Source organism: Bdellovibrio sp. NC01 (assembly GCF_006874625.1).
In the GTDB taxonomy this organism is placed as follows: Bacteria; Bdellovibrionota; Bdellovibrionia; order Bdellovibrionales; family Bdellovibrionaceae; genus Bdellovibrio.
This window is the reverse complement of sequence record NZ_CP030034.1, coordinates 1,788,332-1,809,229: the sequence shown is the minus strand read 5'-3', so window position 1 is coordinate 1,809,229 and position 20,898 is coordinate 1,788,332. Positions and strand designations below refer to the sequence as shown.

General features: G+C 45.6%; 16 protein-coding genes. 9 read left to right on the top strand and 7 right to left on the bottom strand.

Translation table 11 applies throughout. The features are described 5' to 3' along the window. Window positions 1-40 precede the first annotated feature (40 nt). From DOE51_RS08675 to DOE51_RS08665, 3 genes are all read right to left on the bottom strand, one after another. Window positions 41-2,191, bottom strand: coding sequence for a 3-hydroxyacyl-CoA dehydrogenase NAD-binding domain-containing protein (locus tag DOE51_RS08675; protein ID WP_142696137.1), 2,151 nt, complete (start codon window positions 2,189-2,191; stop codon window positions 41-43). Window positions 2,192-2,374: 183 nt separating this feature from the next. Continuing rightward, window positions 2,375-3,718 (bottom strand): thiolase family protein, encoded by a 1,344-nt coding sequence (locus tag DOE51_RS08670; RefSeq protein WP_142696136.1) that lies wholly within the window; start codon window positions 3,716-3,718, stop codon window positions 2,375-2,377. 213 nt (window positions 3,719-3,931) lie between these two features. Continuing rightward, window positions 3,932-5,128, bottom strand: a complete 1,197-nt coding sequence (locus DOE51_RS08665; protein WP_142696135.1) for a serine protease — start codon at window positions 5,126-5,128, stop codon at window positions 3,932-3,934. 233 nt (window positions 5,129-5,361) lie between these two features. On the opposite strand from DOE51_RS08665, the gene DOE51_RS19400 reads away from it, so the two are divergent. From DOE51_RS19400 to DOE51_RS08645, 4 genes are all read left to right on the top strand, one after another. Beyond that, window positions 5,362-7,695 carry an NADP-dependent malic enzyme gene (locus tag DOE51_RS19400; protein WP_142696134.1) on the top strand — a complete coding sequence of 778 codons (2,334 nt, stop codon included), beginning with the start codon at window positions 5,362-5,364 and terminating at the stop codon, window positions 7,693-7,695. 145 nt (window positions 7,696-7,840) lie between these two features. Beyond that, on the top strand, window positions 7,841-9,106 hold the full coding sequence (gene hflX / locus DOE51_RS08655; RefSeq protein ID WP_142696133.1) for a GTPase HflX: 1,266 nt from the start codon (window positions 7,841-7,843) through the stop codon (window positions 9,104-9,106). A gap of 152 nt (window positions 9,107-9,258) precedes the next feature. Further along, a complete protein-coding gene (locus DOE51_RS08650) occupies window positions 9,259-10,371 on the top strand; it encodes a hypothetical protein (RefSeq protein WP_142696132.1) in 1,113 nt (370 codons plus the stop codon). Next, entirely contained in the window at window positions 10,356-10,844 is a 489-nt protein-coding gene (locus DOE51_RS08645; protein ID WP_142696131.1) for a hypothetical protein, read from the top strand. The genes DOE51_RS08650 and DOE51_RS08645 overlap by 16 nt, the downstream gene beginning before the upstream one ends. Before the next feature lie 40 nt (window positions 10,845-10,884). Here the strand turns inward: DOE51_RS08645 and DOE51_RS08640 are convergent, their stop codons facing one another. Next, window positions 10,885-11,319 carry an acyl-CoA thioesterase gene (locus DOE51_RS08640; RefSeq protein WP_142698234.1) on the bottom strand — a complete coding sequence of 145 codons (435 nt, stop codon included), beginning with the start codon at window positions 11,317-11,319 and terminating at the stop codon, window positions 10,885-10,887. Window positions 11,320-11,468: 149 nt separating this feature from the next. Next, the gene (locus DOE51_RS08635; protein ID WP_142696130.1) at window positions 11,469-11,861 is read right to left on the bottom strand and encodes a response regulator transcription factor; all 393 of its coding nucleotides are present in this window, start codon (window positions 11,859-11,861) and stop codon (window positions 11,469-11,471) included. Window positions 11,862-12,074: 213 nt separating this feature from the next. On the opposite strand from DOE51_RS08635, the gene DOE51_RS08630 reads away from it, so the two are divergent. From DOE51_RS08630 to DOE51_RS08620, 3 genes are read left to right on the top strand one after another with little or no spacing between them, the layout of a single operon-like run. Further along, a complete protein-coding gene (locus tag DOE51_RS08630) occupies window positions 12,075-12,500 on the top strand; it encodes a response regulator (RefSeq protein ID WP_142696129.1) in 426 nt (141 codons plus the stop codon). A 21-nt stretch (window positions 12,501-12,521) separates the two neighbouring features. Beyond that, window positions 12,522-13,022: a chemotaxis protein CheX gene (locus tag DOE51_RS08625; RefSeq protein ID WP_142696128.1), complete on the top strand. Its 501-nt coding sequence runs from the start codon at window positions 12,522-12,524 to the stop codon at window positions 13,020-13,022. Then, window positions 13,022-14,413, top strand: a complete 1,392-nt coding sequence (locus tag DOE51_RS08620; RefSeq protein WP_142696127.1) for an HD-GYP domain-containing protein — start codon at window positions 13,022-13,024, stop codon at window positions 14,411-14,413. The genes DOE51_RS08625 and DOE51_RS08620 overlap by 1 nt, the downstream gene beginning before the upstream one ends. Here the strand turns inward: DOE51_RS08620 and DOE51_RS08615 are convergent. Next, window positions 14,410-15,030, bottom strand: coding sequence for an RDD family protein (locus DOE51_RS08615; RefSeq protein WP_142696126.1), 621 nt, complete (start codon window positions 15,028-15,030; stop codon window positions 14,410-14,412). The two genes, DOE51_RS08620 and DOE51_RS08615, sit on opposite strands and share 4 nt — an antisense overlap. After that, entirely contained in the window at window positions 15,031-16,305 is a 1,275-nt protein-coding gene (locus DOE51_RS08610) for a CCA tRNA nucleotidyltransferase (protein WP_142696125.1), read from the bottom strand. Window positions 16,306-16,380: 75 nt separating this feature from the next. On the opposite strand from DOE51_RS08610, the gene queG reads away from it, so the two are divergent. Beyond that, window positions 16,381-17,415 carry a tRNA epoxyqueuosine(34) reductase QueG gene (gene queG, locus DOE51_RS08605; protein WP_246845512.1) on the top strand — a complete coding sequence of 345 codons (1,035 nt, stop codon included), beginning with the start codon at window positions 16,381-16,383 and terminating at the stop codon, window positions 17,413-17,415. Window positions 17,416-17,564: 149 nt separating this feature from the next. Beyond that, window positions 17,565-20,786: a hypothetical protein gene (locus tag DOE51_RS08600; protein ID WP_142696123.1), complete on the top strand. Its 3,222-nt coding sequence runs from the start codon at window positions 17,565-17,567 to the stop codon at window positions 20,784-20,786. The last annotated feature ends 112 nt before the right edge of the window (window positions 20,787-20,898 follow it).

Genomic DNA, 20,898 nt, shown 5'->3' with positions numbered 1-20,898 from the left:
GGTTTTTAGTAAGGCCCTTGCAAAGCAAGTGCATGGAAAACTATTTATAGAACTTGCTGTTACCTTTAGCCAAGTTCGTTAGTGGCGTCGCTGGTTTCAAGCGAGCCGCTTTTCTTGTAGACGCATAAGTCGCCAATTGATCAGCAACGTATTGCGTTCCAATCGCGTCAGCATACTTCAAAAGACCGCCGCGGAATGGTGGGAAGCCTGTACCCATAATCATCGCAAGATCGACCTCATTAGGAGTTTCTACGATACGATCTTCAAGAAGTGCTAGCGAGCACTCGTTAATCATCGCGAAAACACCACGTTCGATACATTCTTTTGAATCGTATGGATTAGTTGCTGTGCCCAAACCAAGAGCTGCGTAAACGGATTGATCGACATCGCCGCGTTTACCATCAGCAGAATATTGATAGAAACCTTTGCCGTTCTTTTTACCAAGACGACCTGTCTCTGCCAATTTGTCCATCAATGGTGCCATTTCAATGCGCTCACCGAAAGCTTTTTTGAAGATTTTTAGAACCTTGATACAAACATCTAGACCTACTTCGTCCATCAACTCGAATGGACCCATCGGCATGCCGAATTCTTTAACATAGGCTTTATCAACCACTTCAATACTCATACCTTCTTGCATCAAGAACGCTGCTTCAGCCATGTACGGAAGAAGAAGGCGATTCACAAGGAAGCCCGGGCCGTCTTTAACAACAACCGGCATTTTACCCATGCGTTTAGAAAGTTCGAAGATTGTCGCAATCGTTTCATCAGACGTCTTTTCGCCACGAATAACTTCGATCAAAGGCATTTTATTTACCGGATTGAAGAAGTGCATACCTGCGAAGAATTCCGGACGAGGATGACCTTTAGACATCTCTGTCACAGACAATGATGAAGTATTCGTTGCGATGATGGCGTCAGGGCGCATTTGACCCGCACACTCACCGATCACTTTTTGCTTGATGCCCATGTCTTCAACGATCGCTTCGATCACAACATCCAAAGTTTTAAAACCTGAATAGTCAGTCGAAACTGATACCGCATCCATTTTTTGTTGGAATTGATATTTGTCGATGGATTTACGCTTCACCAACTTCATCCACAAGTCGCTAGCGTGTTTCAAACCCTTACCCAGAGCATCCGCATTCAAGTCCTTCATGCGAACTTGAATACCTTTATCTGCCGCTACGTAAGCGATACCACCACCCATTGTGCCGGCACCAAGAACACCAATCGCTTTGACTTCTTTTGGTTTCACAGCAACACCAGACACGCCAGATTGCTTTTTCACCATTTCAGTCAAATAGAATACGTGGATCAAGTTTTTAGAAATATCAGTCACACCTAAACGGCAGAAACCTTCACGCTCAATACGCATTCCAGCTTCACGATCTGACATACCGTAAGTTTTTTCGATCACTGACAACGCTTCAAGTGGCGCTGGGTAATGACCTTTCGTCGCTTTCATCACGCCTTCACGGGCTTTTTTGAAAACGATAGAACGACCTACGCCCTCGAGGATTTTATTTACCAAACCTTTTGCTTCAAATTTTTTGCGACGTTTTTTTGCACCTGAAGCGATAATTTCTTTCGCCCATTTCATCGCTTGATCATCAAGCATGTTCGGGTGAACAACTTTATCAACCAGGCCGGATTTCAAAGCTTTTTTAGAGTTCACTGCTTTACCAGCAAGGATGATATCCAAAGCCGCTTGCAGACCGATAATACGCGGCATACGTTGCGTACCACCGAAACCTGGCAAGATACCTAATTGAATTTCTGGCAAACCAATTTTCGTCGAAGAATCATCAGAAGCGATACGATAATCGCAAGACATGATGAACTCACAACCACCACCCATACAAGCACCATTCACAGAGGCGATTGTTGGCATTGGCAGATCTTCAACCATGTTCATAACTTCTTGACCACCCTTCACAGCAGCTTCGAACTGCTCTTTAGTAGTCATGCCTTTAATTTCTTCGATGTCAGCGCCAGCAATGAAAATTTTTGGCTTATTAGATTTGAAGATAACAGCTTTGTATGAAGACTTTTTCAGATCTTCCAAAACTTCTTTAAGTCGCATCATCACCGGAGTCGAAAATTTATTAACTTTCTCCCCAACAAGATCGAACTCAACAACAGCAACATCCCCTTGCGGGACAATACGAATACTTTCCTGAATAGACATCTTATGAAACTCCTAAGCTGCAAAAATTTAAACGTTCTTCAAAATCCCTTCGCAGAACTCGAACCGATCAAAATGGTCCGAGCGCAAGGCGGAGGGTTATCCCCGCAGCGCAGGCGTGCTGTTAGCACGTCGGAGCGAGGAGATGACCCGACAACGCAGTCGATCGGGCCATTTTCATCGGTTCTAAGCTTCGTTCTCCAACACCATCGCACCGCCCTGTCCACCACCGATACACAACGTAGCAAGACCAAATTGTGTGTTACGGCGTTTCATCTCTTTGGCAAGAGTAAGAACGATACGTGTGCCTGTTGCGCCTACAGGATGTCCCATGGCGATCGCACCACCGTTTACGTTAAGAATATCATCACGGATCTCGCCTACTTTGCTAGTCAGACCCAATTTTTCTTGAGCAAATTTGTCAGAATCCATAGCTTTTTGGCAGGCCATAACTTGCGCCGCAAATGCTTCATTCAATTCAACAAGGCCAATATCTTTCATCGAAAGACCCGCACGTTTCAATGCCAATGGCGACGCGTAAGCAGGGCCTAAACCCATGCGCTCTGGTTCAAGACCAGCGAAACCGTAAGAGCGGATTGTCGCAAGTGGTTTGTAACCAAGTGAGTCTGCTTTTTCACGCGACATCAACAACACCATCGCAGCACCGTCTGTGATTGGGCACGAGTTACCCGCAGTGATTGAACCTGTTGCTTTATCAAAGAAAGGTTTCAATTTTGCCAAAGCTTCCATCGTTTGATTATCACGAGGACCGATATCTTCAGAAATAACTTCTTTGTATTCAGGAGCCAAATACAGCGGCGTCATCTCTTCTCTCATGCGGCCTTCTTTAGTCGCTTTCGAAGCCAATTGGTGCGAACGAAGAGCAAACTTATCTTGCATCTCGCGAGACAAGCCCCACTCTTTCGCCAAGATCTCTGCTGTTTGACCCATGTTGATACCAACGAAAGGATCTGTCAGACCAAGCATCACTGCGATTTGCGGGAAGTACTCATCCTTCATGTTTCCTTGAAGAAGAGCTTTGATTTGATTCATGTCTGCTTTGAAAAGAGCCCACAACAAAGGCAATGCTTGCTTCGGACCTTTCGCTGCAAAAAGTTTGTCGTAAATTTCTTGGAACTTTTTCGGAGGAAGAACTGGCATTTGCGACATGCTTTCAGTACCACCCGCCAACACAACATCCATCGTGCCCGATTTGATTTTTTCAAAACCATTCGAGATCGACTCAAGCGCAGACGCACAGTTTCTGTGAACTGTGTAAGCAGAAGTCTTAAGTGGAATGCCAGAGTTCAATGCAACAACGCGAGAAATGTTAACTGCGTCTGGAGGATTTCCTGTGTTACCGATGATCACTTCATCAACAAGGTTCACATCCAAATTTGTTTGTGCAATTAATTGCTTCAATGCCGTCTTACCCAACTCTGCAGGGTGAACTTTTTTAAGTTTTGTACCGGCTTTTGCGAAGGGAGTACGAACACCTTCAACGAGAACCACATCACGTGGTGACTTCATAGAATCTCCTAGTTGCTAAATTGCAAATGTTATCTAAACACTGAAAATCGTAGCACTTTTCGGCAGATCTACAAAAGAAATGAGAGAGTAAAATGAGAACCTAGCCCAGCTCGCACAAGGGATCGACCTGGTCTAGTTTGGCTATGTCATGAAAAACTAAAGAAAATGGGTTTATTTTAGAAAGAGTACTCTAGTTATGAGTCTTATTCGCTCTTATGGGCTGCAAGTCAAAGTACGTACTTCAATGCCTTGTTGCAGATCGGAATCAGTCAATTCCACCTTCATCATGTACTGCGGTTGCCCTTGGATGTACGCGAGCGAATCACCCTTCCACACAAACTCACCAGCGCGCCCTGTGAAATAGTAGAATTTCACTCCCGGCCATAGAGTGGCCACACGCACTGTTTTCCCTGCTGGAATATCAACCCACTGAGCCGACTCGACCCATTGATTATCATCCGTCAAATAGCGAATCGCCACTTGAGCTTTTTCAACTCCCGTACAAGAGTTACGAACATAAACACCTGTAGCCTGCGGTCTGTTGTTTTCGTTTGTCGCCGTTTTTGCATCAGCCGTGTCTTTTAACCAGCCTGCTAATTGCGCGAAAACTTCAGGCGTGAATACGACACCACCGTTGTAGTTTTCTTGTCCAACAACGTCTTCTTGACCCCAGTCGAAAACACCAATGATCGATTCTTTGCCATCAGCTTGTGGCACACGCAAAGAACTGCCTGACATTCCTTGGAAACCATCACACTGCATGAACCACTGTGAATCGCGACGCTCCATCGGGCACGTCACACTCCAGTAAGTGGCAACCGGTTTATCACCTGGGTAACCCGCAACGTTCATAGTTGCAACAGATGCTGTTTCAGCTTGCTGCATACGAACCCAACCCAGAGATTCACCTACTTTTGCTTTCAAAACGATGATCGCGTAGTCGTAGGCATATGTGGCTGCAGATTTTTTCGCACCCGTTTCCGTCGAATTCATATAACCCGTTGGAATGTACACACGCTCCCAGTCAACGGGATCGAAAGGCATTTCATTTTTGCCAGTTTGTCCTGGGAAAAACTTGATATCAGAAACAAACGCGCGAGTTTCAAGATTGTAAACACAGTGAGCCGCCGTCAGAAGATAGCGAGTGCCTACCAAAGTGGCAGAGCAAGTGCCCACACCTTGCGACTTACTGCGTGTTTCAATTCTGCCCATCGCACGAAGTGGATAGCTTGATGAATCTGTGATTTGTTGACGAAGATATTTTCCTGGCAAAGCTTGTGAAGTTCCAGGTTTTGCGAAACGACCTAATGTGCCCACGAATGATGATGTGCGAGTTTGCGCTGCAAAGACTGAAGTTGCAGCGAAAAAACAGATCGAAAATGTGGCAAATAGTGTTCGCTGAAGACGCATGATTCTCCTCACAGAGAACCAGTTATAAAAGAGGTTCCTTGCAAACAAAAGACAGGCGACAGATGATTCCAGAATCTTCCCAATTGTAGAGAATTTAAACACTTTTTACTCTGTGAAATGGTGTTATTTTGTCCCTCAGCATCACCCTTTACCCTGTGCGCCAAAGCCCCCATTCATTGACCCCTTCAATTGGCCTCCTATAGAGTTATACCACTAGTTAACAGGGAGACCCTTTGGAAACGAAATCAGAACAGAAACCTGGTACGAACAACTTTGATCAAGAAGCCCTGGAATACCACCGTCGTGGTAAGCCCGGTAAAATTGAAGTGAATTCTTCGAAGCCTTGCGCTTCCGAGAAGGACCTTTCATTAGCTTACTCGCCAGGTGTTGCAGCTCCATGTAAAGAAATCGCTAAAGACCAAGCTAAAGTTTACGACTATACAGCCAAAGGCAATTTGGTTGCCGTGATCTCGAATGGTACAGCCGTTTTAGGTCTTGGCAATATCGGCCCGCACGCTTCAAAACCGGTGATGGAAGGTAAAGGCATCTTGTTCAAACAATTTGCTGGCATCGACGTTTTCGACATCGAAGTTGCAGCTAATGACGTCGACACTTTTTGTAACGCCGTTAGAACTTTGGAACCGACATTCGGTGGTATCAACCTTGAAGACATCAAAGCCCCAGAGTGTTTTGAAATCGAAGAGCGTTTGAAAAAAGAAATGAAAATTCCAGTATTCCATGATGACCAACATGGAACTGCAATCGTTTCGGGGGCGGCGTTGTTGAATGCAGCATCTATCACAAATCGCAAAATGGAAGACATCCGTATCGTTGTGAACGGTGCCGGTGCTTCTGCAAACTCGTGCGCGAAAATTTTCATCTCATTGGGCGCACGTCGTGAAAACATCATCATGTGTGACTCGCAAGGTGTGATCTACAAAGGTCGCACAGCGGGTATGAATAAATACAAAGAGTATTTTGCTTCAGAAACTGAAGCTCGTACTTTGTCAGAAGCTTTGCGTGGTGCTGACGTGTTCGTTGGTCTTTCAGTGGCAGGTGCTTTGACTCCTGAAATGTTGAAAGATATGGCGAAAGATCCAATCATTTTTGCCATGGCAAATCCAGAGCCAGAAATCACTCCAGATAAAGCGCGTGCCGCTCGTCCGGACGCGATCATCGCAACAGGCCGCTCTGATTATCCGAATCAGGTGAATAACGTTTTGGGCTTCCCTTCTATCTTCCGTGGTGCTTTGGACACGCGTTCAACACAAATCAATGAAGAAATGAAATTGGCAGCGGTTCATGCATTAGCAAAACTCGCGCGCGAAGACGTTCCTGATAAAGTTTCTGCGACTTACGGTGGTAAGAGCTTTAAATTCGGTCGCGAATATTTGATTCCAAAGCCATTCGACACTCGCGTGTTGTTGTGGGTTGCACCTGAAGTTGCGAAAGCAGCGATCAAAACTGGTGTGGCGACTCGTCCAATTGAAGATTGGGATTTGTATCGTGAATCTTTGGAAGCCCAACAAGGTCCTTCTAAAGTTTTCATCCGTACGGCCATTAATCGCGTTCACCAAAATGCAACCGCAGCAGGTGGCGAGCTTCCACGCATCGTCTTCCCAGAAGGCACTAGCACAAAGGTTTTGAAAGCTTTGGCGACTTTGGTTGAAGAAAAAATCTGTCAGCCAATTTTATTGGGCTACCCAGATCGCGTGAAAGAAAAAATCGCAGCGCTTGATATTCCAACGTTGAACAACGTGCCAATCATCCACCCTGCGCAATATCCAAAATATTTCAGCTACGTTGAAAAGCTTTATAATCTTCGTCAACGTAAAGGCATCAACATGCGCGAAGCGGAACGCTTGATGGCGGATCCAAATTACTTTGCTGCGATGATGGTCACTATGGGTGATGCGGATGGCGTTGTGAATGGCGCTTCCATTAATTACGCCGATGCCGTTCGTCCGATCTTGCAAACTGTCGGAGTTTATCAAGGTGGCGTGCCAGCAGGTTTGAACTTCATTCTTCTTGAAGACAAATTCTTGGTGCTTGCCGATACAACTGTGAATTTGAATCCAACGGCAGAGCAATGTGCGCAAATCGCCTTGCAAGCTGCAAAAATCGTTGAATACTTCGGTGTTGAACCGAAAGTTGCGATGTTGAGTTATTCAAACTTCAGTGGCGCTTCGGGCACTCCATGCAAAATGCAAGAGGCAGCTCAGATCGTTCGCAAACTTCGTCCAAATTTGATGGTTGACGGTGACATGCAAGCTGACACGGCTGTGAATCCTGAAATCATGGAAAGACTTTTCCCATTCTCTGACCTAAAAGGTGGTGCTAATGTCTTGGTCTTCCCTAACCTTGAGTCTGCAAACATCACTTACAAATTGATCCAACAAGTTGGCAAAGTGGAAGTGATCGGACCATTCCTGACAGGCGTACGTAGATCTTGCAATGTTTTGCAAAGAACAACGACTGTGGATGGTATCGTGAACTCGGTTGTCTTTACGGCTCTTGAAGCGCAGTTCATTAAGGACGTGCTTAAGACTAGAGCTGCTAAAAAATAGCTGATTCGTAAGTCTATTCGTTTCTAAAGGCTGCCCTTAGGGGTGGCCTTTTTTTTATGCGCAATATCGCAATCTGAACGATTTTTTAACTTTGGGATTTAGTCTAGTTGGTGCTACCATTATAGGTAATGGAGGGTTGCTAGATTTGACTAATCAAGCCCAAGTTAAAGCCCACGATAGAGTCATCGTCATCGGTGTTGGTCTCAAGACCGAGCCCCTAACTGAAATCAAAGAAAATCTATTGGAACTAGAAGAACTTGTCGTCGCCGCTGGCGGAGAAGTTGTTGGTTCTATTATTCAGGTTTTGCCGACATGGAATCCGGCGACTTTGATCGGAACTGGTAAAGTTGATGAAGTGGCCGAGATGGTTCGCGACAGCAAAGCAAGTCTTGTGGTGATGGACCACCAGCTCTCCGGCGTCCAACAAAGAAACTTACAACAAACCGTGAAAGCTCGCGTGATTGATCGCAATCAGTTGATCTTGGATATCTTCGCGCAAAGAGCTCAAACATTTGAAGGTAAACTTCAAGTGGAACTTGCACAGTTGTTGGATCAAATGCCTCGCATGGTTGGTGCGTGGTTGGAATCTCTTTCTCGTCAAGGTGGTGGTATCGGTACTCGAGGTCCCGGTGAAACGGCCCTTGAAAATGACCGTCGTCGCATTCGCGAAAGAGTCGCTTTAATTAAAGAAAAACTTGAAGGTGTGCGCAAAAATCGCGCGCAACACAGACAATCTCGTCGTCGTCACGAGATCCCGTCATTTGCATTGATTGGTTATACCAACTCTGGAAAAAGCTCGCTTTTAAATAAACTCACGGGCGCGCAAGTGATGGCGAAGAACCAAGTGTTCGCAACCTTGGATCCAACAACTCGTAAGATCTTTTTGCCTGATGGACCACCTGCGGTTGTCACTGACACCGTTGGATTTATCAGAAAATTGCCGACACAATTGATTGAAGCCTTTAAAGCAACACTTGAAGAATCTGCGGAAGCCGATGTGTTACTACACGTTGTCGATTTATCTTCACCGAATATGGAAAGACAAGTTGAAGTCGTTGAGGAGTTGATTCGCGAATTCAACTGGCAGGATAAGAAGATTATCCACGTCTTTAACAAAAGCGATGTCGCACCTTTAGAACGCCAATTTAGAGTAAAACAATATCCTCGCGTGTTTGTAAGTGCATTAACTGGTCAAGGAATTGAACAGCTTAAAAAACTCATGGCGCAAATTATGAGCGAGATGCAAACCGACGTGCAGTTGTACTTCCCGCGCTCTGAAGAATACAAAATCTTTGATTTGGGCCGTGAAGCACAAATTCTTCGCAAAGAAACTGCGACAGAAGGAACTGTCTGCTATACGCAAATGACACCATCTTTGCTGAACCGTTGGAAAGAATACCTCGTAAAATAGTTTTCATTTGAAACAGATGGAACAGGTGGTTGCAAAAACCACCTGGACTTTCATCCATTTTCCCCTCGTATTTATTTAAGCCATTCAAAACAAATCCCGATAGACCCTTTATGCTTAGGTCGGGTTTCTTCATCCTTATTATTATGCTCGTTATGACTGCGAAATCATTCGCGGCTGACGTGTGCGTAAATGACCCCGACGGCACTCGCGGAGTCAAAGGCCAACAGATCAATACGGCTTTTCACAACGCCACAGATCCCCTGACAAAAGCGTTTACAGCTTCCCAAAGCAAAACGGCTTGTCCACCGGCAAGCACACCAACAAAAACTGCCAAAGACATGAGTGCCGTAACCGGTGCCACTTTAAACATCGGCAAAATCAAAGCGGAATGCATTCAAGCCTCACTACAACGTGAAGTTGGCAATACCGGATACACGTGCGCGAAGGGCGTCCCGACTGCGTTTGATAACGCCAAATCATCAGCACAATGTCTGAACAAAAAGACTGCGGATTTCATTCAGTATTCTGTCAATCAAGCGATCAACTGCATGTCCCCGCCTGAAGATCCCATCGACCCGCGTGTGATCTTAAAAAAGATCAACAACGAGACGGGTTTTAACTTTTATTTAGGCTACGTTGGCGGTGTCGGCATTGGACAACTGACTTCAGATCCTGTGAATGAAATCGCTGGCTGGTGGGATTACACTCAAGTTCGCGATAAAAGAACCAAGAAGATCGTAAAAACAAAATCCAAATACAACCCTGGTAACGCGCACTCTATTTTAGAAACTCTTGCAGCTTCTAATAATCCGGCCTGTGCGCCTTTCAAAAAAATCGTGGAAAAAGAACTGAATGATCCACCACCAACTCCAGGCTCTAAAAAGAACTATTGTTCATGGGTCAGTGTCGGCGACGGTGTCGCTCGTAGTTTAGTTTATGGTTTGGGTTATTTCGTTTATGCTCGCGATCACTTCATCAAAGACACCTTGAAAGAGCGCGCGCCTGAACTTGCTAAAAGCAAAGAACTTGTGAATGCCCTAACCCTTGTCGCTTACGGCCCTGGTGGTCCGGCTCAAGCGAAAGCTTTAATTCGCAAACTTCGTTTAAATGATCGCTCGAACGCAGCGGAAGCATTGAAGAAAGTTACAAATGACAGTGCTTACGTTTCGCAAACAAATGATAAGATGAAGGAGCTTCTTGCAAACTTAAAGAAGCCAAATCCGACACCTGAAGAGTTGCGAGGTGATTCATGCGTCTCCAAATAGCATTGATGCTTATTGTGTCTATGACGGCAGCCGCGCAAGCCGGAACAACTCCCGCTGCCAACAAACCCGAGTCGGAAAAACCTAAAGTAGAATCTAAGCTAAAAACCGTCTCTGATTTCTATGCGGAATCGTCGGACCTTTTTAAAAAAGCACAGAGCGATAAAGATAAAACCGAAAAGCTTCTTGCCCTCGAGAAATCCTTTAAGAAAACTTTGGATGAGTATGAAAAAGCTCTGCCAAAGGAAGGCAACAAAGCTGAAGAAGAAGTTTCGCTCTTATTCTACACTTTGGAGCCGGTTTTTAAGTTAGCGAAAGATAAAAAGATAGAACCAGACAAGTGCTCGCGCACTCGTCAGGAAATCAAAACATCTGATAGCATGGGAAAAAGCGAAGGTGCCCCTACTGGCACGCCTGCATTAGAAGCCTATAAATGGCTGAATCTTATTTGTCCTGAAGTGATCGACGAAGAATAACTTGTCCTACACTCCGACTTCGCCGGAGTAGACATTCTAACTAAGTTTTATGTCTTTGCGCCAAACGATCTTCACGGCGTTTTTTCGCATCTGCGAATCTACGTTTTTGATCGTCGGTTTCTAGAATTAACTCAGGAATTTCTACAGGCTTACCATTAGAACCTAAAGCAACGAATGTCGTATAGGCAGAGGCTGTATGGAACATCTCCCCTGTTTTTGGATTTTCTGCTTCAACGCGTACACCCACTTCCATGGAAGTTCTTGAAGTGTAATTCACGCTGGCATGAAGATTCACAACCCAGCCTTTATAAACCGGAGCGACGAAATCCAAACGATCGATACTTGCAGTAACGACTTCTTTGTTCGAGTGTCTTTGTGCTGCGATGGCAGCTGCGATATCAATCCATGACATGATCGTTCCACCAAACACCGTGCCCAAAGCATTGGTATGAGAAGGAAGAACTAGTTCAGTCATTGTTACTTGGGAAGAGGAAACGGGTTTCGAAGTCTTAGCCACGAGATACTCACTTTCGGAGTGCTGAAAAAACAAAAGGCACAGTTTATTCAACTGTGCCTTTATTAAACTCCTCGTTGGAGTATCTAGTCAATGCAATGAGCAAAGACTTAGATGCCACCCATACCGATGTCTGAATTACCATTACGGTTCATTCCGCCACCTGGAAGAGTCGTTTGACCTGCAACTGTCGCAGAACCCGCTGGGATTGTTTGAGTTGCATTGTTATTGAATGCAGTCGTAGCAGCTGCACTTTGGTTGTTGTTTTCAGCGCGAATTTCGCTTTCAACGAAACCAAGGTGAGGCAAGCACCATACGATCAATTGTGCACGCGACTTCACATTCATTTTTTTATAAATATTTGTGAGGTGAAATTTTACTGTTTTTTCAGTTACAAAAAGCTGGTTCGCAACTTCCTTGTTGGACAAGCCTTTAGACACAAGTTCAGCAACTTCTGCCTCTCTATTTGAAAGACCTTTTTGAATCAGGACATCTCTGAGCATCCTTGCTCCCTCCCGCTAAATTGTTTTAGTTTTTTAAATCCTAAACCTACACTCTGATGCTTCCTCAGGACTCATGTCCAAAAAGAAGCACGACCACCTGTAATAAAGTCTGACATAAAATCCGTATTTCGCAATAGCTTTGGACTCTAGTTTTAAAAAACTAGACCGATAAGCATGAGGATTTTACACGATACATATATTTCAGGAGATATTATGTTTCCCAATACAACGAAGTTTTTAGTGGTCGATGACTTCGCAACTATGCGAAAAATCATCAAAAAAGTCCTAAACGAGCTAGGCTATACGAACGTCGAAGAGGCAGATGACGGTAAAACCGCTCTCCCGATGATTCAGCAAGCTCATGACGCAGGTAAGCCTTACGAATTCATCATCTCTGACTGGAATATGCCAGGTATGCAAGGTATCGACCTTCTAAAGGCCTGCAAAGCGGACCCACGTTTTAAAGCAACGCCTTTCATGCTTGTAACTGCTGAATCTGAGCAAAAACATATCTTGGAAGCGGCAAAAGCTGGCGTTTCTGACTATGTCGTTAAGCCATTTAACTCTGCTACTTTGAAACAAAAGATGGAAAGAGTTTACGCAAAACACCACCCAACTGCTCAACCAAAAGCTTCTTAATCAGGCGCTTAGGAGAAACAAATGTCTGCTGCACCTAAAGTGGAAGCACTCAATCCTCTGTTTGATAAACGCCTGATCAATGCGTTTGTAGACGGAGTACTTAAAACTTTGAAAACGATCGCGCAAACGGATGCGACTCCAGGTAAACCATTCATCGAACCACAATTCGTTCTTAAAGGCGAAATTGCTGGTATGGTCGGTATGGTTGCACCACCGTTAAAAGGCACACTGCTAATTTCTTACGGCAAAGATAGCATCTTCCACATCTTGGAAAACATGCTTGGCGAAAAGTATACAGAGCTTAACGGCGAAGTATCTGACGCTGTCGGCGAAATGACTAACATGATTTACGGCTCTGCAAAGACAACGTTAAATCAACTAGGCTACAACTTTGAAATGGCAATCCCAACGGTCATCGCTGGTGAGTTCAAAATCTCACACGCTGACAAAGGGGCCACACTCGTAATTCCTTTCAATTTGCCCAACAACTCCACTTTCTACGTGGAGATCACGGTGCAATAATGTCATCCACTTCAGGTAAGACTGTTGATGTCATCATTGGAAGTCCTCGCAAGGACTTCCTTGAAACAATCCAGTCTATCCTAAGTGGGTTTTATCCGTACAAACTTCAGTTCTTCTCTTCCGTCGACGAAATTCTTGATAACTCTATTGAAGGTTTCAATCCCATCCTCGCCTTAATTGATGGACAAGACGGCACGCAAAAAACCAACGAATGGGTGCAAAGCACCAAGATGAATTATCCAGACTGCCCGCTGATCGTTTTACATTCGTCAGCTGAAGCGGCTTTGGATTTTAATATCGTAAAGAAAAATGGCGCCAATGAAGTGATGCATATCAACTTCGACCGCGAATTTATCTCTGACATGGTTTTACAACTGGCACCGATTGATATGGAAGGCGATGCGATCCCTATCACGGCCTTGATGCCTGTTGATTTGCGCGACATTGAAGCTGGCATTAACATCAATTTTGATGTGTTCGTACATCTTCCTGCCAATCACAAATCCATCGTACTTCGCCGTGCGGGTGACGTGATTGACCAACGCCAGGTGGAAAAGTTTAAAAATCTTCGCCAGCAAATGTACGTTAAAAAGACTCAAACCAAAGAGTTTTTTGAGTACGCGCGCACGGTGATGAGCTTACGCAATATTCCCTTCCCGATTTCCATGACAGAAAAATTCCATCGTTCGATGAAAACGATCTATGATTTCATGGGTCAGTTTTTAAATGGCGCAACGACGGATTATTCTGAAGGAAAACTGATCCTTGATAAATGTAAGTCGATCCTTGTCGATCTTGAGTTGAACAAAGACTTAAGCGCACCCGAGATCTATGACGAAATTTATCGCTACGCCGGCAATACACGTTCGTACTATCACGACTGTATCTGTGTGGCTGCTTACGCCGCTTACTTTGCACAGCTTTTAGAATGGCCTGCTGAAAAACGTGAAGCAGCGGGTATCGCTGGTCTTTTGCACAATATCGGCTTAGCGCAAGTATCTGCTAAGATTGCGGTTAAAGAAATGAAGGACATGTCACCTGACGAGAAAAAAGAATTCCAACGCTATCCAGAGCGTTCAGTGAATATGGTGAAAGGCAAGAAAGTGCCTATCAGCCAAGAAGTCTCTGACGGCATCCTTCAACATCGTGAAAACTTAAAAGGCACAGGCTTTCCGAAAGCCCTGCCTGCTGATGATATTTCTGATTTTGGCAAACTGATGCAGGTCGCTTTTAACTTTCATGAATTGACGGCGTTGCGCGAAGGTATTGCCGCGATGTCTCCAGCCGCAGCTCTTGAAAAGATGAAAGACAATGCCCTTGTCGGCAATGGCGAAGTTGATCTTTTAATGACGACGAAGCTTTCTAAGAAGTTTAAGCCGGCAGCGGCTTAGTCCTCGTCCCCGGCTCCATCCCCAAAATCGATGTCCATCATTTCGGTACTTTGTAGGACCGAGCGCAACTCGACCTTCTTTTCTTTCCAATCAATTTGCTGAAGAACGGCCATAGAATAATTCAAACCTTCGAACAAATACGCGACGAACAAGATACTTCCAATAATCCAGCGGATCTTAGGACGCGCACTGCGGGGCTTAAACTGAATCACACGGGTTTCTGCCACCCAGTCTGCCAAATGTGTGCGGTCGTAGCGGAAGAACGCTAAAGCGTAAATGGCCCATGCAAAAAAGAAACTTAAACGACTGACCAAAGGGCGAAGCGCACACTGAAAGGCATGCAGTTCTGCATCGGCATTGTGGGCCGGCACAACTTTCAATCCTAATAACCATTTTCCCGGTGTTGCCTGCAAGATCATTAAGAACACAAATTCATAAATCGCCGGCACCATGAAAATAACGAAAAGCTGAATCAATGAAATATAAACGTCTTCGTCCGTAAAAAAGATGCGTGCGAACGTTCCTGCAAATGGCAGATAAAAGAAGAAAATAAAAAACTGATCAATAATAAATGCAAACAGACGTCGCCATGTGCTGGGAATAAAAATATCGCCCATTTAAGAACCTTTGTGCTGATAAGACTGAAGCCACTTTAAGGCCTCATCCCGACTTGTAAGTTGTCGTTCAAGTTGTAAATTATAAGCTTCTTGCAAACAGCGACCAATCGCTTCGCCTTGAAGTTTTCCTTTAAGGTCCTCACCATTCAAGAAGGCTTTTGGCAAATTTTCGCCAAAAGAATCACGAAGAGAGAATAACTCGTTAATTGCGACGAAATGGTGGGCCGTCATCGACAAGACCACCGAAATACTCAGCAAATCCGAAGACAGAAGGCTGACCTTAGATTCCGCAAAAGCTTTTGCCGCCTGCAGGGCCCACAGGACTCCCGCCTTAGAAAGCGCTTGAAGTTTAAACCCAAGACGTTCCTTGAAGAATTCATTGGGCTTACTCCACAGAGCAAGGCATTCCTCAATGGCGCGACGTTCTTTGGTTGAAAGTTTTAAAAGATCTAGGGCCGCAGTCAAATCTGCCGCTGGCGCTTTCGCTAAAAACAAAGTGAAGGCTTTCCACGTATCAAGCTCCCCGGCCTGATACAGACTGCGTGGCCACTGATGTTCTTTCACGTGAAATGGAAATAGCACGGCCATCAAGCCGCACTCGTTCATCACTTTTAAACCCCGTTCTGGATTTTTTGATTTAAAGAGCTTCGCCATTTCATCACGGATGCGCTCGCCACTGACGGAAGTGACGGCCGTAGCCATTGTCGTCATCGCCTGAAACGTTTTATCTTCAATCTTGAAATCAAGCTGGGCCGAAAAACGTGCCGCTCTAAGTAAACGCAACTGATCTTCTTCAAAACGGAATTTCGCTTCACCGACTGTGCGGATGATTTGTTTTTTTAAATCTTCTTGCCCTTGTACGAAATCAAGAACTTGCTCTGTCGCTAAATCAAAAAACAACGCATTGATGGTGAAATCGCGGCGTTGCGCGTCCTCTTCCGGAGAAGAAAAAATCACCCCTTCAGGTCTGCGCCCGTCTTTATATTCCATGTCGGTACGGAAGGTTGCGACTTCAACATCAGCCCCATCGACGATCACCCGCATAACCCCGAAGCTTTTACCGACATTCACGGTCTTATCAAAAAGCTGCTCAATTTGATCCGGGGTTGCGCTGGTTGCGATATCCAAATCATTGGCCTCTAGACCCAATAAAGCGTCACGGACGCAGCCGCCAGCCAAAAAGGCCTTGTAGCCTTGCGCACTCAACTTGTGATAGATTGACTGCACCGCGGCCCAATGAGGATGTGAATGAAGAAGAGTTCGTACTTGGCTCATCACATTTAGTTTAGGGAAAGAACTTCCCGAAAGAAAGCTCGAAAGGAAAAAGTTGATCTTGTGACGCCTCAGGAGATGACAACCTTCATAGAAAAAGAACTGACGGAGCTGGGATTTTCCCATTTCGGCTACAGTCCTTTGTCAAAACCCTTGAGTTTTGAATTCTATCAAGAGTGGTTAGATCAGGGTCTGCATGGAGACATGAAGTACCTTGCGGAACACGCCCCGATCAAACACACGCCCCAGGTGAAGTGGCCGCGTGCTCAATCGGCTTTGGTGTTTGCGATTCCCTATTTTCCTCATCCCGAACAAAAGCCTGATTTTCCGGTCAAGAATGCGCGCATTAGTATGTACGCCAAAGGCTACGACTATCACTACTGGTTCCGCGAGCGCATGAACAAACTGTGTGCAAAACTGAAAGAACAATTCCCCGACGAAGAGTTTTTATCTTTCACAGACAGCAGCCCGATTTTGGAACGCGATCTTGCAAAACGTGCGGGCCTTGGCTGGGTTGGAAAAAACACGTGCATCATTCATCCCAAAAAAGGCAGCTTGTTTTTTATTGGTGAAATCTACACGTCCTTAAAAGTGGATCACGAAGTTGCACCACTGCCTGACTTCTGTGGCACCTGCACTCGCTGTATTGATATTTGTCCCACAGGCGCTTTGCTTGAACCAAAAAAAATGGATGCACGTAAATGCATTTCTTATCTGACAATTGAATCGCGAGCGTTGCCACCGGTAGAGCTGCGTGAAAAAATTGGTGATTGGTTTTTTGGTTGCGATTTATGCCAGACAGTTTGCCCGTGGAATCAGAAAGTTTTTAAAGGCCAATTGTCCGTTGAACAGGTGCAGGCTTTAAATACTGACGACGAAGAAATTCTGACTTCTGATTTGCGCTACATTCTGATTTCTTCTGGAAAGAAATTAGAAAAAGATTTTTTTGGAACTCCCCTGGCGCGCGCGGGATCTTTTGGATTAAAGCGCAATGCTTTGATCGTTATCGCGAATAGAAAATTATCTGTCCTTCGTGAAGAGGTTGCGGAACTTGCAAGTCACGAACGTCTGGGTGAACTTGCGCAGTGGACTCTTGAAAAGTTGCATACATAAAGTATGCACTCCTAACGATCTCCGATTGTTGCGAGTTTTTGTTCTAATGCGAGCACTGCTTGCATAAACTTGTGTTCTCAGGAAGGAAAATTAATCACCGATTAAGAGTCTTCCTTCAGTTACTTTTGTGAAAGACCGATCAATATATCATGATGATGCAAACTCGCTCGTACCTTCGCAGTCTCATGGTTTTTTTTGCGGTGCTTTTTCCTTTGGGCACTTTTGCGTCACCTGCGTCGTTAAGTTATCAAGGCAAAATCGAAGCTTCTGATAATACTCCTCTTGAATACAATAACGTAAGCTTCATCTTTAAAGTCACAAATGCTGCTGGCACTTGCATCATCTATCAAGAACAAATCAGTGGTTATGACATGACGAACTCTAAAGGTGTTTTTGACGTACCGATCGGTAGCGGCTCCGTCACTTATCCTTCCGATGGCTCGCTGACAATTCTTGATGTTTTCGATAATACAAAAACTTATACGTGCTCTGGCGGTTCAACATATGCCGCGGCTTCCGGCGATACACGAAAACTGCGTGTGATGTTCTTTGATGGCACAGGTTGGAAAACTTTGTCGCCGGACTTAACTGTGCGCTCGGTTCCTTATGCGGCGATCGCACGTTCCGCTGAAAAATTAGGTAACTATTCTTCAACAGATTTCTTGTTGAAAGCGATCATGCCGGTTGCGACTTGTCCTGCAAATAACTTCCTGACTTTCAATGGCACGAACATGGTGTGTTCGCCGATTCCAAGTTCAGGCACAGTGACTGCGGTGACTTCATCGAATTCGTATTTGACTGTTGCGACGGGAACTTCAACTCCGGCTTTGACTGTGAATGTGGGCACAGCTGCAAATACGGTGGCTGCTGGTAATGATTCGCGTATCGTGGGCGCACTACAAAGTGGCGCCACAGCGGGTGGTGACTTGAGTGGTACATTGCCAAGCCCTACTGTTGCAAAAATTCGCGGCGTGAATGTAGCGACGACGGCTCCAACTTCGGGACAAGTTTTAACTTACGATGGCACGAACTGGGCTCCGGCAACTCCGTCAGCGGGTGGCGGCGGTTCGATCACAGGCGTGACTGCGGGTACTGGTTTATCTGGTGGTGGCACTTCGGGTTCGGTGACTGTGAATCTTGCAAACACGGCTGTGACAGCAGGCTCTTACACTCGTGCGAATATCACAGTGGATGCTCAAGGTCGCCTCACTTCTGCGGCAAATGGTTCTGCTGTGAGTTTAGCTTCAGACATTACGGGCACTCTGCCAATCGCAAATGGTGGTACGGGACAAACAACGAAAGCTCCGGCGTTTAATGCTTTATCACCGCTTACCACGAAGGGTGATTTGATAACCTTCGATGGTTCTAACAATATTCGTTTTAATGCAGGTTCTGACGGTCAAATCTTAGCTGCGGACTCTTCACAAGCGTCGGGTCTAAAATGGATCTCCCCGTCGACAGGAACTGTTTCCACTGTCAGTGGCACGGCGCCCATTGTTGTGACGAATGGTTCAACGACTCCGGCGATCTCTGTGAATGCAGCAACAACGTCTACATCGGGCGTAGTTCAAGTCGGCTCTGGTATCGCGGTTTCTTCCGGCACAATCTCTGCTGATCCAGCAAACTTCCCTTCTGCCGTTCCGGTCAATAAAGGTGGTACGGGTTCAACAAGCTTGAATGCAAATTCTATCTTGATGACGAATGGAACTGGCACAGGTTTCACTTCGTTTAATTGCACAATTGGTCAAACGATTGGCTTTGATGCTTCAGGCATCGCTGGCTGTTATTCGTTAACTTCAGCAGGCATTTTCTCGAATGGTGGTAACGCTTTCGGAGCGAATGCTGTGTTGGGTACGACTGATAACAAATCTCTTTCATTTGTTACGAACAACACATCTCGCATGACGATTGCTTCTGGTGGTAACATCGGTATCGGTACGGCGGCTCCTGATTATAAACTTCATATCTCAAATGCAAGTACGGGTGATGACGGAATTAAAATTGAATCCTCTGGCGTTGCAGGCCCTGAACTTTCTTTGAAAAGTACAGACACTGGCGGCCGCGAGTATCTATTAATTTCGACGGGTTCTGCGAATGGCCCGGGCGCTGGCACCTTCGGTGTCTTCGATAAAAATGCCGTGACTTATCGTATGGTGATCAACTCTTCTGGAAACATGGGGATTGGAACAACAGCACCGGGATATACTCTCGACCTTGCTGCAAGATCCGATGGTCTTCGTTTGCCTGCAGGTACGACCGCGCAACAACCAACTGCGAACGCGGGTGTCGTTCGTTACAACTCGGATTTGACGACGCTTGAATATAACGACGGTTCCGCGTGGATTCCCTTCAAAGACAAATACAACTCGACAGTTTTCACGGCTTCAAAAACTCTGACGGCGGCGGATGGTTATCAAACTTTGAATTTCACACCGAGTGCGAACTCTACGGTGACTTTGCCTGCAACTTCTGGTTTGCCAGTGGGTTGGTGGGTCATTGTAGCAGACAACTCTAGCACTAGAGCTCTTACGGCGAACACTCCTGACGGCATATTATTCGATGCAGGATTAGCGACTTACAACATCCCTCGCAATGGCAGTTACTACAAATTCACTTGGAGAGGTTCGACTTGGTATCCAAGTTACGTCTCTGGGAACGGCTTCACTGGTCCGACTGGTAAAAACATGGTCTTCTCCACTATTGCTTCCACGGGTTCAGCTGGCAGCATCAGTTTGAACGCTGGCTCTTCCTATGAAGGCTCAGGCAGTCCCATCTCACTAATGTCGGGAAATGCGAACTCACAAACCACGACAACATACAATGGTGGAGATATTTCCCTTACGGCGGGCTATGGCGTAAATAACGGAAATGGTGGCAGCATCACCTTAATGGCCGGCCAAAGTAACAATGGCGGCACTGGCTCGGGCAATCCTGGAACTGTTTCGATCTACGGTGGTTTAAACAATAGCGGTCACGGCTCGATCATGCTGAATCCGACCGGGGGCATGGTTGGCATCGGGTTAGGCACTGCTACAGCCACACTCGACGTCAATGGAACAATCAAATCCACTGCGGTATCCAACGGTTCAGGCACAGTTATCGATTTTTCGACTGGGAACTTGCAGTACACAACAACTGATTGCGGTTCGATCACCCTGAACAACATGAAAAGTGGTGCGACTTACACACTCGCCGTTCAAGGTACCAATGGTGGCACTTGCGCCTTCAGCACATTCAGTGATGCAGGATCGACAGCCCTTACTTTAAAAACTGGATCCGTCAGTCTTGTACAGACGGCAGGCAAACACGCCCTGTTCACTTTCATTGTGATGGGCAACTACGTTTACCTTGCATCAATTGACGGCTACTAACTCGGAGGGTGCGTGATTTTTAAAAACTCATCCCTTCGCAAACGTTTATGTCTTGGAGTATTTTCTTTCACTCTTCTCGCATCAACAGCTTCCCATGCTCAACTAATCCCGT

Coding starts and splice junctions, on each gene's coding strand:
- DOE51_RS08675 (WP_142696137.1), bottom strand. CDS start 2,191: ATGTCTATTCAGGAAAGTATTCGTATTGTCCCGCAAGGGGATGTTGCT.
- DOE51_RS08670 (WP_142696136.1), bottom strand. CDS start 3,718: ATGAAGTCACCACGTGATGTGGTTCTCGTTGAAGGTGTTCGTACTCCC.
- DOE51_RS08665 (WP_142696135.1), bottom strand. CDS start 5,128: ATGCGTCTTCAGCGAACACTATTTGCCACATTTTCGATCTGTTTTTTC.
- DOE51_RS08650 (WP_142696132.1), top strand. CDS start 9,259: ATGACTGCGAAATCATTCGCGGCTGACGTGTGCGTAAATGACCCCGAC.
- DOE51_RS08645 (WP_142696131.1), top strand. CDS start 10,356: ATGCGTCTCCAAATAGCATTGATGCTTATTGTGTCTATGACGGCAGCC.
- DOE51_RS08640 (WP_142698234.1), bottom strand. CDS start 11,319: ATGACTGAACTAGTTCTTCCTTCTCATACCAATGCTTTGGGCACGGTG.
- DOE51_RS08635 (WP_142696130.1), bottom strand. CDS start 11,861: ATGCTCAGAGATGTCCTGATTCAAAAAGGTCTTTCAAATAGAGAGGCA.
- DOE51_RS08630 (WP_142696129.1), top strand. CDS start 12,075: ATGTTTCCCAATACAACGAAGTTTTTAGTGGTCGATGACTTCGCAACT.
- DOE51_RS08625 (WP_142696128.1), top strand. CDS start 12,522: ATGTCTGCTGCACCTAAAGTGGAAGCACTCAATCCTCTGTTTGATAAA.
- DOE51_RS08620 (WP_142696127.1), top strand. CDS start 13,022: ATGTCATCCACTTCAGGTAAGACTGTTGATGTCATCATTGGAAGTCCT.
- DOE51_RS08615 (WP_142696126.1), bottom strand. CDS start 15,030: ATGGGCGATATTTTTATTCCCAGCACATGGCGACGTCTGTTTGCATTT.
- DOE51_RS08610 (WP_142696125.1), bottom strand. CDS start 16,305: ATGAGCCAAGTACGAACTCTTCTTCATTCACATCCTCATTGGGCCGCG.
- queG (WP_246845512.1), top strand. CDS start 16,381: ATGACAACCTTCATAGAAAAAGAACTGACGGAGCTGGGATTTTCCCAT.
- DOE51_RS08600 (WP_142696123.1), top strand. CDS start 17,565: ATGATGATGCAAACTCGCTCGTACCTTCGCAGTCTCATGGTTTTTTTT.